A 15,199-nucleotide genomic window follows, 5' to 3' on the forward strand; every position below is an offset into this window, starting at 1 on the left:
CTGCTCAGACGAGCTCCGGCCGGATCTCGGGCACGGGACCGGCCTTCGGTCCCCACGACGTCAGCAGTACGCTGAGTGCCGACAGCACGCCGAGCAGCACCATGGACGCCGCCGCGAGCCAGAAAAAGCTTGTGGCTGAGGCATCGATAGACAGCAGCCACCAGCCTCCAACGCTGACGAAGACCAGCCGCGCGGTTTGCGCCAGCACCGGGCCGAGCACCTTGGCGGCGCCCTGCGAGGCAAAATAGGCCACCGTGGACAGCCCCAGAAAGGCATACATTGGCGCACAGGTGGCCAGATAGGTCCGGCTTGCCGCGCGCACACCGGCATCATTGGTGAACAGATTGACCCAGGCATCGGGGAAGATCGCGATCAGTGTGCCGAGCAGGCCGACAACACCGAAGGCGATCACGCTGCCAGTCCAGGTCACGCGGCGCGCACGCGCGATGCGGCCAGCGCCGATTGCCATGCCGACGATCGGCACCGAGGCGATACCCACCGCGAAAGCCAGCGTGCTCAGCATGAATTCGAGCCGCGCACCGATGCCGTAGCCGGCCAGCACCGCGGTGCCGTAATGCGCCAGCATATGGGTGAAAATCAGGAGAGTCAGAACGCCCTGTAGCGGATTGAAACAGGCGATGGCACCCACTTTCAGAATATCGAAGAACATTCCGCGCTGAATACGGAAGCCCTTGATCTGAGGCCGGACTCGCGCACGACCGGAAAAGACATACCAGCCCATGACGCCTGTGCCGATCGTGAATGCAATCAGCGTGCCCGCCGCGACGCCGGGCATGCCGAATTGCGGGATCGGACCGAAGCCGAGGCCCAGCACGCCACCGAGAACTACCTGCAAGGCAGCCCCCGCCATCTGCATGGCGGAGGGGATCTTCATGTTGCCGGTGCCGCGCAGGATCGCCGCGAAGGTATTCAGCAGCCACGGGATCACGCCACCAGCGAAGAAGACGGTGATATAGCCCTGCGCCTGGCTCAGCACATTGCCGCGGCCACCAAGCAGTTGCAGCAGCATGGAGCCGAAGGTCAGCATGCCGACCGTGAAGGTGAGACCGAAGCAGATGGCGATCAGCAGCGCGTGCCCGGCCAGTGTGGAGGCCCGCTCGCGGTCGCCCGCACCGATCGCCCGCGCAATCGCCGATGACACACCGCCGCCCATGGCCCCGCCGGACATGGTCATGGTGAGCATCACGAAGGGAAACACCAGCGCCATCGCCGCCAATGCTTCGGTGCCGAGCCGGCCGACATAGGTGGTCTCGAAAATAACGACGACGGCGCCTGCCGTCAGCGCGACGACATTGGGCCAAGCCAGCCGCAGGATGGTCGGCAGAATGGGATGATCCAGTAGGGGATTTTTGGCCGGCGCCTTCAGGCTCGGAAGCGGCTGCTTGTCGGCATCGACCAATCGGGGTTCGGCGACGACAGCGTCGGACATGCATTCTCCCTGAGCTTCCGGTCTTGCCTGCCGGACACCTCGTTCCTAGCACCGATCGCCGACAATGCCATGCGCGACGCACGCATGGGGGATGTTCGATTTGCACTGCAGTATCAAGGGGTCGAGGCGCTAGCCGATTGACCAGATGAACGGCAGCGCACCGCCTCGCGCCGGTGTCATCGCGATGGGTATATTGCGACCGCATCCAGCGGCAAGGCCCTCGACTAGCCCCTGCAAGGCCCTCGCACAGGCGATATTGTTGTCGGCAACGCCGTCCATCAGTTTCCAGCTCTGCTGCCGGATTTCGAACTGCCCCTCGGATGCGCTGATCTCCACGACGTCGTCCTGCGCTGCGAACAGAACGCCGAGGAATTCCGCGAAGGCCCTGGCGTCGCCACGCTGCAGGCCGAAGCCGGCAGAGACCTCGTCGAAATACTGCATGCCGATCAGCTTGCCGGTGAGATGCAGCAAATAGCCGGCATCGACCGGACCGAACAGTTGAACCGCCACAGGCGCTGCGGTCCGTACATATTCCATGGCGTAGTTGCGATAGGCCTTCTCCAACCGGGCCTTTGGCCAGCTATCGACGGGCAGCGCCGGCGCCTTCGCGGGATCGAACAACGGCGCTTCCAGATGACGCGCGAACACCAGACGCTGATCGATATCCAACTCATGGTCGTATTCGCAGTAATAGCCTTCGAGGCCATCCTGGCCATCGACGCTCTGCTTGGTGCAGACGAAACCCATGCGGGGATTGCCGAGCGAGACGCCATTATTGGCGTGCCAGCCACGCAGCATCGCGCGGGAGACTTCGCCGGGCACACTGCAGATCGCGGTGCCGCGCCAGATCCAGCGTGGCGGCGGATAGCGGATCCAGGCCTTGCGATCGCTCTCAACCATGTACTCGACCGACACGCCGCCGATCCAGTTCGAGAGATAGTGATACTGGGCCGCAGCGACCGCGGGTGGCAGGCCGGACAGACCAAGCTTCACGAGTCCCGGCAGAAAGCGCTCCTGCTGCTGGCGGCGGAAGATGCGAAACATGAACTCGGTGGCATCTGCGGTGCCGCGGCGCGTGACCGTGGTCAGGATCAGGCCGGTGAAATAGGCGTGATAGAGATCCGCGACGCTACGCCAGCGCGTCCAAGTGGTTTCGTCGCTCGTATTTGTCGATCCGGTCATCGTTTCTTCCCTGATTATTGGGAAGGACCATAGCCGCGCATCACTCCGGCTTCACATGAAATTCATGCAGGGAGGTCGAACGTTCCTGCATTGGCCGCATTAGATCGTTTCAGTCACCAGGACATTCCATGCGCCAGAAATTCCTGCTTTGAGCCTGTCTCGTCGCTCTGACGCGTGACGCCATCGGGCGCGAAAGCAGCGGCGTTGAACTGGACCTCGTCATTGCGAGAAGCGAAGCGACGAAGCAATACAGTACTTCCTTCGTGTGGCTCTGGATGACTTCGCTGGACTCGCAATGACGGCAGAGAGTTCACGTCACCGGTGCCGGGTTGAACAGCACAAGATCGTTATGCAGTCCCCATTTATCCGCCCAGACCTGCTTGCGGCCGCTGGCGACGTCGAGGATCAGCTGGAACAGCTCCCAGCCTGCTTCCTCGATAGTCATCTCACCGCTGGCAATGCGACCGGCGTCGAAATCGATCAGGTCCGACCAGCGCTTCGCCAGTTCGGTGCGCGTCGAGACCTTGATCACCGGCGCCTGCGCCAGCCCATAGGGCGTGCCGCGCCCCGTAGTGAAGATCTGCATCTGCATGCCAGCGGCGAGCTGCAACGTGCCGCAGACGAAATCGCTTGCCGGTGTTGCTGCAAACAGCAGTCCCTTCGTCGTCGCGCGTTCGCCCGGGCCGATCACACCGCTGATCGCACTCGAGCCAGACTTCACGATGGAGCCCAATGACTTTTCGACGATATTGGCGAGACCGCCCTTCTTGTTGCCGGGCGTTGTATTGGCGCTGCGATCGGCGCCGCCGCGCGCCAGATAGGAATCGTACCAATCCATCTCGCGTATCAGCGCGCGGCCGACATCCTCGTTGACCGCACGGCGCGTCAACAATTCGATGGCGTCACGCACCTCGGTGACTTCGGAGAACATCACCGTGGCGCCGGCGCGCACCAGAAGATCACTGGCGAAGCCGAGCGCCGGATTGGCGGTCACGCCGGAAAACGCGTCACTGCCGCCGCATTGCAGACCAATTACGAGGTCGGAGGCCGGACAGGTTTCGCGCTTGCGCTGGTTCAGGATTTTCAAGCGCGCTTCAGCCATGGTGATGATCGTATCCACCATATCGCCAAAGCTCTGATTGCCCTCGTCCTGCAAGCGCATCAGGCTGGCCGGGTCCTCCTTCGGCAGCAAACGCTCCGGTGCGAGTTTCTCGCAGCCGAGGCCGACCACCATCACCTCGCCGCCGAAATTGGGATTGCGCGCGATGTTCTGCAGCGTGCGGATCGGGATATAAGCGTCCGGTGCATTGATGGCGACACCACACCCGTAGCCATGGGTGACGGCGACAACGTCATCGACATTGGGATAGCGCGGCAGCAGCTCGGCCTTGATCTTCTTGAGCGCAAATTCTAGCGTGCCGGCGACGCATTGCACCGAGGTGCTGATGGCGAGAATGTTCTTCACACCGACGGAGCCGTCGGGATTGCGAAAACCTTCGAACGTATAATCGGTCAGCGGCGGCTGGGGTTCCGGAACCGCATTGGCAATCTCAAGGCTGTCGAGGTCCGGCGCATCGGGCATGTGGATACGCGCCTCCTCGACCCATTCGCCGGCCGAAATCATATCCAGCGCATAGCCGATGATCTCGCCGTAGCGAATGATGGGCGCATCCTTGGCGATATCTTCCAACGCCACCTTATGCCCCTGTGGCACGAAATTGCGCAGTTCCAGACCGTCGGTCATTCTGGTGCCTGCAGGCAGGCCAAAATCATTGACGATGATGGCGACGTTGTCGCGCGCATTCAGTTTGATGTAGCGCGGCGCATATGCGTCTGATGCCAGCGTGGTGGCCATCGTCTCGTCCTTCCCAAATCTGCCGGCATTCGCGCCGGTCTCGTGAGCGAGCAGTACCACAAAAGATGACGGAGTCGCGCACTTGACCGACACGCTCTGCAGCCCAAATGATGACCTTGAAATGGGCCGGCGCGCCCGAATTCATGCAGAAATGGGATGACCGTGCGTCTTTTCGTCTTCGGGCTCGGCTACAGCGCAAACCGGTTCATCGCCCAGCATGGCGGTCCATTTACCGCGATTGCCGGCACTGTCCGCACGGCCGGTAAATCGGCGGACTTGGCGCCAGCCCGCGATATCGAGACGCTCATCTTCAACCCGGACGCCACCGACCCCCGCATTGCCGATCGCCTCGCAAATACCGACGCACTGCTCGTCTCGACCCCGCCCGGTGCAGATGGCGATCCCGTGTTGCAAGCCTTCGGCGCGCAGATCGCCGCCAGCGGCATCCGACGTATCGTCTATCTCTCCAGCGTCGGGGTTTACGGCGATCATCAAGGCGCCTGGATCGACGAAACCGCCCCGGTCTCCGGCGAGGGCCGGCGCAAGGCACGTATCGATGCTGAAGCCGGCTGGTCTGCCGTGGCCGGCGATCGCACGACAATCCTGCGCATTGCCGGCATCTACGGCCCCGGCCGCAATGCGCTGGAGAATCTCAAAGCCGGAAAGGCCCATCGCATCGTCAAGCCGGGCCAGCTGTTCAATCGCATTCATGTGGATGACATCGCGGCGACCATCGCGGCTGCATTCGAACATCCGCAGACCGGCATCTGGAATCTGTGCGACGACGAGCCGGCGCCGCCGCAGGACGTCGTGACATTCGCCGCATCGCTGATGGGAATCGCGCCGCCGCCCGAGCAGAATTTCGATGACGCCGAGATGAGCCCGATGGCGCGCAGCTTCTATGCCAGCAGCAACCGCATCTCAAATGCGCGGCTGAAACGCGAGCTCGGCGTGAAGCTCGCGTTTCCGACCTATCGCGAAGGCCTCACGGCGCTGTGGCAGCAGCGCGAGACCTAGGGAGCGCGTGACCTGCGGACTACCGGCCGGTCATCGCCTCCAGCCTGTCCGGATAGCGGTTGCCCTGCACGGTGATCTTTGCAGCAGCGCTGTCGATGTCCCGCAGATCACCGACTGTCAGCTCGATGGCCGCCGCACCGAGATTTTCTTCGAGCCGATGCAGTTTCGTGGTGCCCGGGATCGGCACGATCCACGGCTTCTGGGCCAGCAGCCATGCCAGCGCGATCTGCGCCGGCGTCGCCTGCTTGCGTCCGGCGATCTCGCCAAGCAAATCGACCAGCGCCTGATTGGCCTTGCGCGCTTCGGGTGTGAAGCGCGGGAGAATGTTGCGGAAGTCACCGCTGTCGAGCGTCGTGCTCTCATTCATGGCACCGGTGAGGAAGCCCTTGCCGAGCGGGCTGTAGGGGACGAAGCCGATCCCGAGCTCATCGAGCGTCGCCAGCACTTCCTTTTCAGGGCCACGCGTCCACAGCGAATATTCGCTCTGGATTGCGGTGATCGGCTGTACGGCATGGGCGCGGCGAATTGTCGTCACGCCCGGTTCGGACAGACCGAAGTGCTTCACCTTGCCTTCGGCGATCAGGTCCTTCACCGCGCCGGCCACATCCTCGATCGGCACGTCGGGATCCACGCGGTGCTGATAGAATAGATCGATGGCATCGGTCTTCAAGCGCCTGAGCGATGCTTCAGCGACCTCGCGAATATGCGCGGGTCGACTGTCGAGACCGACCTGCTGACCGGTTGCGGGATCGAGCCTGAAGCCGAATTTGGTGGCGATGACCACCTGATCACGGATCGGCGCGAGCGCCGCGCCGACGAGTTCTTCATTGGTGAACGGACCATAGACTTCGGCGGTATCGAACAACGTGACACCGCGCTCAACAGCCGCGCGGATCAGTGCGGTCATTTCTGTTGTGTCGGCCGGAGGCCCGTAGCCGAAGCTCATCCCCATACAGCCGAGCCCAATGGCTGACACCTCCAGTCCGCTTGCCCCGAGTTTGCGTGTCTTCATTTCAGATCTCCTGCGCCAGACAACGAGCGGCTCCGCACTGGTGGGATGTTGCCGCCGACATGCGACATCTGGAGATCGTGCGCCCATGAGATTAGATGATATAATCTGCACGCACTTATCAGCCGGATTCATGAATGGCCCGCCAGACAATCGACGACCTCCTTGCTTTCTTCGCCGTCGCGAGAGAAGCGAGCTTTACGCGCGCAGCCGCCAAGCTCGGCGTCTCGCAATCCGCACTCAGCCACACCATTCGCGGTCTTGAGGAGCGGCTCGGACTGCGGCTATTGACCCGAACGACCCGCAGCGTTGCGCCGACCGAAGCCGGCGAACGCCTGATCCGGACGATCGGCCCGAAGCTGGAAGAGATCGACGCCGAACTCGCGGCTGTCACGGAGTTGCGCGAGAAGCCGGCCGGCACCATCCGCATCACCACCGGTGAGCATTCCGCCGAGACGATCATCTGGCCTGCCCTCGCGAAGCTGCTGCCGCGCTATCCAGACATCAAGGCCGAACTCGTCGTCGATTACGGCCTTATCGATATCGTTGCGGAACGCTACGACGCGGGCGTTCGCCTGGGTGAACAGGTCGCAAAAGACATGATCGCCGTTCGGATCGGGCCTGATTTTCGCATGGTCGTGGTCGGCGCACCGTCCTACTTCGCCAAACGACCGCTGCCGAAACGCCCGCAAGACCTCACCGCGCATGACTGCATCAATATCCGTCTGCCGACCATGGGCGGCCTCTATGCGTGGGAGTTCGAGAAGCGCGGGCGCGCCTTGAAAGTGCGCGTCGATGGCCAGATCGTGTTCAACAACATGTCAATGCGCCACAAGGCGGTGCTGAACGGATTGGGGCTAGCCTATTTGCCGGAGGATCGCGTGCGCGATCACATTGCCTCAGGCCGGCTTGTTCAGGTGCTGGACGATTGGTGCCAACCGTTCTCGGGTTATCACCTTTATTATCCGAGCCGCCGGCAACCGACATCCGCATTCGCGGCGCTGGTTGAAGCGTTGCGTTACCGCGGCTGATCGGGGATCGACGTCGGGTTCCATCGCCTCAATCGGAACATTATAGAAGCCAAATCGCACATCGTGAAAAGTTCCTGAATCAATTTGGGCAATGCTGTGTCTTAAGCGCGACGTGGTCGCCAAAGCTGCCTTTTTCGTTTGAAGCGCTGTTGCACGCGTGTGACAGCAATCACTGCGCAATAGTCTAGGTTGCCTTCGTCATCCCCGTTGGGATTGAGAAGGAACACCTGATGAAGAAGCTTCTACTGTCTACCGCTGCTCTGGCCCTCGTCGCCTTGGCTGCTCCTGCGTCTGCTGCCGACCTCGCTGCGCGTCCCTACACCAAGGCTCCTCCGGCCTATGCTCCGGCTGTTCCGATCTACAACTGGACCGGCTTCTATATCGGTGGCCACGTCGGCGGCGCGTTCCCGGGCAACGACAACAACCTGCTCGGTGGCAGCAATGACGGTACGTTCATGGGCGGTGTGCAGGGTGGTTACGACTACCAGTTCGCGCCGAACTGGGTGGTCGGTCTCGAAGCCAACTACAGCTTCCTTTCCACCAGCAGCAACTTCGACAATCGTGGGCTCGGTTCGGTCACCGGTCGTCTCGGTTACACTTGGGGTCCGGCACTGCTTTACGTGAAGGGCGGTTACGCCTGGGCTGACTCGCGTTTCACCAACGGCTTTGCCGGCGACGGTGGCCGCGATGGCTACACGGTTGGCGGCGGTCTCGAATATCTGTTCACCCAGAACTGGTCGGGCAAGGTCGAATATCAGTATTACGACTTCGGCAACGTCAACTTCATCACGCCGACCCTCGCCGTTGGCGGTTTCAAGAACGACGAGCACACGATCAAGGCTGGCCTGAACTACCGCTTCAACCTGGGCAACTTTGGCGCAGGCTTCGTTCAGTAAGCCTGACGATCTATCGTCTACTTCGTCTCCAGAAAAAACTTAGGCCCGCAGCAATGCGGGCCTTTTTTCGTACGTATTTAAGTGGCCAGCGATCACACCTTGAAGTGCTTCGAGAGCTTCAGGCTCTGGCCCTGATAATTCGAGCCGATGCGCTGGCCATAGAGTGCATCCGGGCGATCCAGCATCCGCTCATAGACGAGACGGCCGACGATCTGGCCATGTTCGAGAATGAACGGCACTTCGCGCGAACGCACTTCGAGCACGGCACGAGAGCCCTTGCCGCCGGCACCGTCATGACCGAAGCCGGGATCGAAGAAGCCGGCATAATGCACGCGGAATTCACCGACCAGCGGATCGAACGGCACCATTTCGGCGGCGTAGTCCGGCGGCACCTGCACCGCTTCCTTGGACGCGAGAATGTAGAACTCGCCGGGATCGAGGATCAGCGTGCCGTCCTTGCGCGCCGAGATCGGCTCCCAGAATTCATTGACGCTGTAGCCACCGCGACGATCGATATCGACGACGCCGGTATGACGCTTGGCGCGGTAGCCGACAAAGCCGGAAGCGTTTTCGCCGGAGAGATCAACCGAGAGCGCGAGGCCATTGTTGAGATCGGCCGTGTCGCTGTCGACCAGCGGCTCCTGCGCGTGGAGTTCTTCCAGCGCTTCGGTATCGAGCACGGCATCGCCGACGCGGAAGCGAACCTGCGACAGACGCGAGCCCTCACGCAGCAGCACCGGAAATGTCTTCGGGCTGATCTCGGCATAGAGCGGGCCGTGATAGCCGGCACCGATCACGTCGAAGCGGCGCGTGCCGTCGGCGATGACGCGGGTGAACACGTCGAGGCGCCCCGTGGAGCTCTTCGGATTCGCGGCAGCGAAGATATTCGGCGGCAGCGCCAGGCTTTCGATCAGCGGGACGATGTAGACGCAGTTGGTTTCCAGCACCGCGCCATCGGACAGATCGATCTCGTGCAGCTTCAGCTCGTCGATGCGCTCGGCAACGGTCGAATTCGGCCCCGGCAGGAAGCTGGCGCGCACGCGATAGGCGATGGAGCCGAGCCGCAGATCGAGGCTGGCGGGCTGAATCTGGCTCTCGACGAAGGGATATTCCGGCAGGATCAGGCCGGCATCGGCCATCGCCGCAATCATGCGGTCGGGCAGAATTCCATCGGCATCGGGGGCAAGCGTAAACGGCACAGGTCTCGTCCTTCGGTCGTCCTTCAGCGAGAATACACTGAAAAATAGCGACTTTACCGGTTATCTCAGCCCCGCCTTGACGAAAAGGGCAAGCGGGAATATGCACATCGTTATCCCGTGGTGATTTGAGCCGGCCGGCTTGCAGCCACGTAAAATAAGTCGCTAAACAGGCCGGGGACACATGTCCTTCCAGCATGCGATCCCGGCCTGAGGACGTCCGTCCAGGCCGGTTTTTTGTGCCCGTGTCACGCGGGTACGTTGGAGGTCACATGTCTACGAAGTCCTATCGCCCCGAAACCCGGCTCGTTCATTCCGGCGCGCTGCGCTCGCAATTCAACGAGACGTCCGAAGCCCTCTTCCTCACGCAAGGCTTCATCTACGAGACCGCTGAAGCCTGCGAGGCGCGGTTCAAGGGCGAAGATCCCGGTTTCATCTATTCGCGCTTTTCGAATCCGAATACGTCGATGTTCGAGAGCCGCATGATCGACCTCGAAGGTGCGGAGGCTGCACGCTCGACGGCCACCGGCATGGCCGCCGTGACCACCGCCATTCTCGCGCCGCTGCGCATGGGCGATCACGTCGTCGCCGCCAAGGCGCTGTTCGGCTCCTGCCGTTACGTCATCGAAGAGCTGTTGCCTCGCTACGGCATCGAATTCACGCTTGTCGATGGACTCGACCTCGACCAGTGGCAGAAGGCAATGCGCCCGAACACCAAGTCGCTGTTCCTGGAAAGTCCGACCAATCCGACGCTCGACGTGCTCGACATATCAGCCATCGCGGAGATCGCTCATGCCGGCGGTGCGCGACTGATTGTCGATAACGTGTTCGCGACGCCGCTCTGGCAGAGCCCGCTGGCGCTCGGTGCAGATGTCGTCGTGTATTCGGCGACCAAGCATATCGACGGTCAGGGACGCTGTCTCGGCGGCATCATCCTGTCGTCGAAGGACTTCATCGACGAGCATATTCATAACTATCTGCGCCAGACCGGCCCCTCGATCTCGCCGTTCAATGCATGGACGCTGGTGAAGGGACTGGAGACGCTGGCGATCCGCGTCGAGCGGCAAACCCAGACGGCCGCGGCGGTCGCGGATGTGCTGGCCCAGCATCCGAAGATTTCGCGGCTGATCTATCCGGGCCGCGAGGACCATCCGCAGGCGGCGACGGTGAAGAAGCAGATGCGTGCGGGTTCGACGCTGATCGGCTTCGAGGTAAAGGGCGGCAAGGCAGCGGCGTTCCGCGTCCTCAACGAGCTGAAAGTCGCCCGCATCTCCAACAATCTCGGCGACGCCAAGAGCCTCGTTACGCATCCGGCGACGACGACGCATCAGCGCCTGCCGCTGGAAGCACGGCTCGAACTCGGGATCACGGAAGGCTTCATCCGCTTCTCGGCCGGCCTCGAGCATCGTGACGATCTGATCGAGGATCTTCAGGCGGCACTGGCGAAGGCTTGATCGACTAGTATTGAAAACTGCGGCCGGCTAAATGTCGGCCGCAGTACTACAGCGGCTTCTGCGCCTGCTGAATCTGCGGCTCGTTGATGCCGAGCTTCACCTGGCCGACCGACTTGATGATGTTGTCGCCGAGCAACTGCGCGAAGCAGGCATAGCCCCAATCGTTCATATGCAGGCCGTCGGCAATAACGAAGCTGTCGAACGACATCTGCTGGCCTTCGTGCCATTCCTTCATCACTTCGAAGCGCGGGAAGATGCCGACCTTGCGTAGTTCGGCCACCTTGTGCAGCAGCGAGACCATCTTGCTGGTGCCTTCGGGACGCGTATTCACCAGCGGCGAATATTGCGGATCGACCAGCACCAGATCGGCACCCGCCGCCTGAATGCGGGCAACGCCGTCTTCCACCATCTTGCTGGTTTCGCCGGGATCGAGATTGCGCAGCACCGCATTGGTGCCGACCTGCCAGATCACGAGATCAGGCTTCGAATTGATCACTTCGCTCTGCAGCCGCGCCATCATTTCCGGCGCGTCTTCGCCGCCCTTGCCACGGTTGAGCACGGTGATGTTGGCCGACGGGTAAGCACGATGTAGCTGCGCCGCAAGGCGGTTCGGATAGGTGAATTCCGGCGCCGTCGAACCGTAGCCTTCAGTGGAGGACGAGCCGAACGCAACGATGACCACGGGTTTGCCGGCAACGAGCTTGCTGGCCACATGCGGCAACGCGCCCATCGCCTTCATGCCGCCTTTCGGTGTGCGGCAGGGGACGCGGCTCAAGATATCGGTCGCGGTCTTTGCGACTTCCTTGACCTTGTCGATGGCCTTCGCAGCGACGCCCCTCTTCGCGGCGTCCGCGGGATCATTCACCGCAACGCTCTGGTCGGCGCCCTTGCTGTCGGCTGGAGCGGCCTGCGCCGCTTCGGCGTGCGCGATGGACGATGAGATCGGGAGTGCGAGAGTCGTAGAGGCGGCAAAGGCAGCGACGACAGCAAGACGAGACAAATGGCCGACGAAACTCATTAACGCTGAATCCTCAAATCCGCTGCTTTGATCTTGGCCGCATCGACGACAAAGGTCGAAAGCGCCCGGCCAAGACAATCATGCACCCGCTTCGCCAGCTCCATGCCGGGCGACGCGCTGAACAGGTCGAAATCACCGCTCTCATTCCAGTGCCGCATGATGGCGAAACGGTCGAACAGCGGAACATCGTGCTGCTGCGCCACCACACGCATATTATCTAGGTAGGCGGAGCCGGAAATCATCGTCTCCGTGCGCGGACTGTACTGCAGATTCATTAAAATGACGTCAGTTCCGGCCTTTTGCATGGCGGCAACGCCCTCATCCAGGGCATTGCGGAAGTCCTCGGCGTCGGCCTGTTTCATGGCATCCACGGTTCCGGTCTGCCAGATCACCAGGTTCGGCTTCTTGTCCGTCACCAGCTGTTCCAGGGTCGGGGCCATTTCCTCGGCGGTCTTCTTGACCTGCAGTTCCAGCGCCACGTTCACCTCGACGCCCGGCAGCTTCTCCTTCAGATAGGCCTGCAGGCGGTTCGGATAGGCTGCGGAATGGTCGGAGACCCCGATCACCGAGGATCGGCTGCCAATGACCAGAATATCGAGCTTTCCGCCCGGTTTTGCCGCGGCCTCGACCTTGGGCAAGGTGCTTTCGGATGTCAGGAGGTAGGCGGGAACCTCACAGGTATGCGCGGGCGGTTCGGCCCGGACAGGAGCCGCCACCAGCAGGCCAGCCAGCATCGTGAGCCGCAGAACGGCCTTCATGCTTCCCCTCCTGCGAGATCCGCGTCGGATCGTTTGGCGCGGGATCCGCCTTTGACAGTGACGCCCTTGTACCACGAAAACACCCAGGCGGCGGTTGACATAACAACTATGCCGAGGAAGCTGATCAGGGCATGCATGCCGGCCCCGCCGGCGACCTCAGCCAGCACGAAATGGCCGGCAAAGGCCAGGAACACCCCGATACAGAAGATTTCGAGTGAGTGCTGGCCGCACAGCACCATCGGCCGCAGCCAGACCGATTTCAGCCCCGGCCACTCCTTGGGCAGGAAACGGACGGTGAGCGCCGCCAGCGCCAGGAAGTGGGCGAAGCGCAGCACGTCGAGATCAGTCTTGTTGATGGGATACATCCACTGCTCGATGACCTTCGGCAACAGATGATGGATCTGCGGAATGTACCAGGTCAGCGTCACCCAGAACGCCGCCAGAAGATAGGCCACGCAGAGCCACAGCGTGATGTTGGATGACAGTATCCGCGACATCCTGACGGCGCCGCCCAGTGCACACCAGGCGCCGAACACGAACAGCAACTGCCAGGCGAACGGATTGAAGGCCCAAACGCCGTTCGGGTAGGCGGTCAGATGCAGGTCGAATTCCCAGGTCAGCGCATAAAGACCGACCGACAGCGCCAGCGTGAGATCGGCGCGGCGCCGCATCAGCCAGAGGATCGGCGGCAGGAACAGCATGAGGACGATATAGAGCGGCAACACGTCCATGTTCACCGGGCGAAATTTCAGCAACAGCGCCTGAACGATGGTCACATCGGGCTGTTTGAGAAAATCGAGAATCCCCATTTCTTCCGAATAGAGCGGGTTCTCGAACCGCGTCGCGACATAGGAGATTTCGGCAAGGAAGATCGTGAACAGGAAGACGTGGGCGACATAGATCTGCCAGACCCGCTTGAAAATGCGCGCGCTGGCGACCAGCGTGCCCTGCTCCTGCATGGCGCGGCCATAGACGAAGGCGGCGGTATAGCCGGAGATGAAGATGAAGATCTCGGTGGCGTCGCTGAAACCGTAATTACGGATCGTCAGCCAGGTCAGGATATTCGGCGGCAGGTGATCGATGAAGATCAGCCATAGCGCCAGCCCGCGAAACAGATCGAGGCGCAATTCGCGCTCGGTGCCCGCGATGGGAAACGACACGGCATCGGCACGCGTCGAGGCGCGCGACGCGGACACGTGGGAGGACGCATCTGCGTGGGACTGGCCGGCAATCGGGTCGGCAACAGAGGTCATTCAGCACCGCTCAACGGAAATCGTCGCATGATGAAAATCGACCGCCCCACACCACGCAGGCCATTTGCTGGGGACGATCCGTCACGTCATAGCCAAATCAGGGATCGATTATGCGGTAACTATGTTGAAACCGCGATGGGTCGCCGCCGTTCCGCGCAGCACTCCACGCCGATTTTCCCTGGATTTGGCCGGTAACGTGTTTTTCGCTATGCTTGCGACGCATTTTGAACGATGACACCGCCATGTACCGCGCCATAACACGACAGATCGAAGTCACCGTCGAACCGAATTTCATGCCCGAACGCTCGTCGCAGGAGAAGCGTGAGTTCTTCTGGTCCTATACGGTCGTCATCACCAATGCCGGCAAAGAGACCGTGCAGCTGAAGACCCGGCACTGGATCATCACCGATGCGTCCGGCCGTATGCAGGAAGTGCACGGCGAAGGCGTCGTCGGCGAGCAGCCCGTGCTCGGCCCCGGCGAACGCTTCGAATACACATCGGGCGTGCCGCTGCCGACGACGTCCGGCTTCATGGAAGGCACCTATCAGATGGTGACCGATACCGGCGAGCCGTTCGAAATCGACGTGCCGCTGTTTTCACTGGACGGACCAGACGGAAAGCGCGTGCTGAATTAGTAGGGGCTGCTTCTTCTCCCTCCCCCGCGCTTGCGTGGGGTCTGGCGGACGGTTCGTCCGCCATGGGTGGCCGGCCGAAGGCCGGTCGGGTGGGGGCGGTGCAACAAGCTCGGAGTATGCGGAGATGCCCCACCCCGGCCTCCACTTCAGCGACGCTGCGCATCGCCTCGTTCGGCCGCCTAAGGCGGACGAATTCGTCCGCCGGACTCCACTGCGCGGCTTCGCCGCTTGAGGGAGGGATATCGCGACCGCCTGCGCGTCTCAGCTTCTTCGAATGTCAAACAGCCACTGTCCTTCAGACATGCGTCATCGCCCCCATTGTTTGCGGCGCGGGGGCGCCGTCGTGTTTGGCATTCCCGCCCTCCTGTGAGAGGGCGTGCGGAACGCCGGGTGCCCGTTGCACCCTTGGGCCTGATGCTATGCGGTCTTCCGCAAGTAAGAGTGC

At 61.8% G+C, this 15,199-nt stretch carries 13 protein-coding genes and 1 riboswitch; of the genes, 5 read left to right on the forward strand and 8 right to left on the reverse strand.

Going from position 1 to position 15,199, the window contains the following annotated elements; translation table 11 throughout:
• Window positions 1-4 precede the first annotated feature (4 nt).
• The 3 genes from AB8A33_RS24965 to garD all read right to left on the reverse strand — a co-directional run bounded on the left by AB8A33_RS24965 (window position 5) and on the right by garD (window position 4,487).
• Entirely contained in the window at window positions 5-1,450 is a 1,446-nt protein-coding gene (locus tag AB8A33_RS24965) for an MATE family efflux transporter (RefSeq protein ID WP_439095236.1), read from the reverse strand.
• Window positions 1,451-1,579: 129 nt separating this feature from the next.
• Window positions 1,580-2,632: a hypothetical protein gene (locus tag AB8A33_RS24970; RefSeq protein WP_439095238.1), complete on the reverse strand. Its 1,053-nt coding sequence runs from the start codon at window positions 2,630-2,632 to the stop codon at window positions 1,580-1,582.
• Window positions 2,633-2,942: 310 nt separating this feature from the next.
• Window positions 2,943-4,487, reverse strand: a complete 1,545-nt coding sequence (gene garD, locus AB8A33_RS24975; RefSeq protein ID WP_439095240.1) for a galactarate dehydratase — start codon at window positions 4,485-4,487, stop codon at window positions 2,943-2,945.
• Window positions 4,488-4,649: 162 nt separating this feature from the next.
• On the opposite strand from garD, the gene AB8A33_RS24980 reads away from it, so the two are divergent.
• Complete coding sequence (locus AB8A33_RS24980) at window positions 4,650-5,504, forward strand: NAD-dependent epimerase/dehydratase family protein (RefSeq protein ID WP_439096048.1); 855 nt, start codon at window positions 4,650-4,652, stop codon at window positions 5,502-5,504.
• 19 nt (window positions 5,505-5,523) lie between these two features.
• On the opposite strand, the gene AB8A33_RS24985 is transcribed toward AB8A33_RS24980, so the two are convergent.
• Window positions 5,524-6,516 (reverse strand): aldo/keto reductase, encoded by a 993-nt coding sequence (locus AB8A33_RS24985; protein WP_439095242.1) that lies wholly within the window; start codon window positions 6,514-6,516, stop codon window positions 5,524-5,526.
• Window positions 6,517-6,650: 134 nt separating this feature from the next.
• Here AB8A33_RS24985 and AB8A33_RS24990 point away from each other — a divergent pair, with 134 nt between their 5' ends.
• Window positions 6,651-7,544 carry a LysR family transcriptional regulator gene (locus AB8A33_RS24990; RefSeq protein WP_439095243.1) on the forward strand — a complete coding sequence of 298 codons (894 nt, stop codon included), beginning with the start codon at window positions 6,651-6,653 and terminating at the stop codon, window positions 7,542-7,544.
• A gap of 230 nt (window positions 7,545-7,774) precedes the next feature.
• Window positions 7,775-8,440: an outer membrane protein gene (locus AB8A33_RS24995; protein ID WP_439095245.1), complete on the forward strand. Its 666-nt coding sequence runs from the start codon at window positions 7,775-7,777 to the stop codon at window positions 8,438-8,440.
• A 92-nt stretch (window positions 8,441-8,532) separates the two neighbouring features.
• On the opposite strand, the gene AB8A33_RS25000 is transcribed toward AB8A33_RS24995, so the two are convergent.
• Window positions 8,533-9,639: a 2'-deoxycytidine 5'-triphosphate deaminase gene (locus AB8A33_RS25000; protein WP_068737579.1), complete on the reverse strand. Its 1,107-nt coding sequence runs from the start codon at window positions 9,637-9,639 to the stop codon at window positions 8,533-8,535.
• 107 nt (window positions 9,640-9,746) lie between these two features.
• Window positions 9,747-9,826: riboswitch (SAM riboswitch) on the forward strand.
• An 82-nt stretch (window positions 9,827-9,908) separates the two neighbouring features.
• On the opposite strand from AB8A33_RS25000, the gene AB8A33_RS25005 reads away from it, so the two are divergent.
• Window positions 9,909-11,090, forward strand: coding sequence for an O-succinylhomoserine sulfhydrylase (locus tag AB8A33_RS25005; protein WP_439095247.1), 1,182 nt, complete (start codon window positions 9,909-9,911; stop codon window positions 11,088-11,090).
• Window positions 11,091-11,136: 46 nt separating this feature from the next.
• On the opposite strand, the gene AB8A33_RS25010 is transcribed toward AB8A33_RS25005, so the two are convergent.
• From AB8A33_RS25010 to AB8A33_RS25020, 3 genes are read right to left on the reverse strand one after another with little or no spacing between them, the layout of a single operon-like run.
• Window positions 11,137-12,108 carry an SGNH/GDSL hydrolase family protein gene (locus AB8A33_RS25010; RefSeq protein ID WP_439095249.1) on the reverse strand — a complete coding sequence of 324 codons (972 nt, stop codon included), beginning with the start codon at window positions 12,106-12,108 and terminating at the stop codon, window positions 11,137-11,139.
• On the reverse strand, window positions 12,108-12,866 hold the full coding sequence (locus tag AB8A33_RS25015; protein WP_093758060.1) for an SGNH/GDSL hydrolase family protein: 759 nt from the start codon (window positions 12,864-12,866) through the stop codon (window positions 12,108-12,110). Before AB8A33_RS25015 ends, AB8A33_RS25010 begins: the two co-directional genes overlap by 1 nt.
• Window positions 12,863-14,119, reverse strand: coding sequence for an OpgC domain-containing protein (locus AB8A33_RS25020; protein ID WP_439095251.1), 1,257 nt, complete (start codon window positions 14,117-14,119; stop codon window positions 12,863-12,865). The genes AB8A33_RS25015 and AB8A33_RS25020 overlap by 4 nt, the downstream gene beginning before the upstream one ends.
• Before the next feature lie 242 nt (window positions 14,120-14,361).
• On the opposite strand from AB8A33_RS25020, the gene apaG reads away from it, so the two are divergent.
• Window positions 14,362-14,754, forward strand: a complete 393-nt coding sequence (apaG, locus tag AB8A33_RS25025; RefSeq protein WP_439095253.1) for a Co2+/Mg2+ efflux protein ApaG — start codon at window positions 14,362-14,364, stop codon at window positions 14,752-14,754.
• Window positions 14,755-15,199: the final 445 nt, after the last annotated feature.

This window comes from Tardiphaga sp. 813_E8_N1_3 (genome assembly GCF_051811025.1).
Lineage (GTDB): Bacteria > Pseudomonadota > Alphaproteobacteria > Rhizobiales > Xanthobacteraceae > Tardiphaga.

What these genes read in the sequence shown, in the direction of transcription:
- AB8A33_RS24965 (WP_439095236.1), bottom strand. Translation starts at nt 1,450, where the DNA reads ATGTCCGACGCTGTCGTCGCCGAACCCCGATTGGTCGATGCCGACAAG.
- AB8A33_RS24970 (WP_439095238.1), bottom strand. Translation starts at nt 2,632, where the DNA reads ATGACCGGATCGACAAATACGAGCGACGAAACCACTTGGACGCGCTGG.
- garD (WP_439095240.1), bottom strand. Translation starts at nt 4,487, where the DNA reads ATGGCCACCACGCTGGCATCAGACGCATATGCGCCGCGCTACATCAAA.
- AB8A33_RS24985 (WP_439095242.1), bottom strand. Translation starts at nt 6,516, where the DNA reads ATGAAGACACGCAAACTCGGGGCAAGCGGACTGGAGGTGTCAGCCATT.
- AB8A33_RS24990 (WP_439095243.1), top strand. Translation starts at nt 6,651, where the DNA reads ATGGCCCGCCAGACAATCGACGACCTCCTTGCTTTCTTCGCCGTCGCG.
- AB8A33_RS24995 (WP_439095245.1), top strand. Translation starts at nt 7,775, where the DNA reads ATGAAGAAGCTTCTACTGTCTACCGCTGCTCTGGCCCTCGTCGCCTTG.
- AB8A33_RS25005 (WP_439095247.1), top strand. Translation starts at nt 9,909, where the DNA reads ATGTCTACGAAGTCCTATCGCCCCGAAACCCGGCTCGTTCATTCCGGC.
- AB8A33_RS25010 (WP_439095249.1), bottom strand. Translation starts at nt 12,108, where the DNA reads ATGAGTTTCGTCGGCCATTTGTCTCGTCTTGCTGTCGTCGCTGCCTTT.
- AB8A33_RS25015 (WP_093758060.1), bottom strand. Translation starts at nt 12,866, where the DNA reads ATGAAGGCCGTTCTGCGGCTCACGATGCTGGCTGGCCTGCTGGTGGCG.
- AB8A33_RS25020 (WP_439095251.1), bottom strand. Translation starts at nt 14,119, where the DNA reads ATGACCTCTGTTGCCGACCCGATTGCCGGCCAGTCCCACGCAGATGCG.
- apaG (WP_439095253.1), top strand. Translation starts at nt 14,362, where the DNA reads ATGTACCGCGCCATAACACGACAGATCGAAGTCACCGTCGAACCGAAT.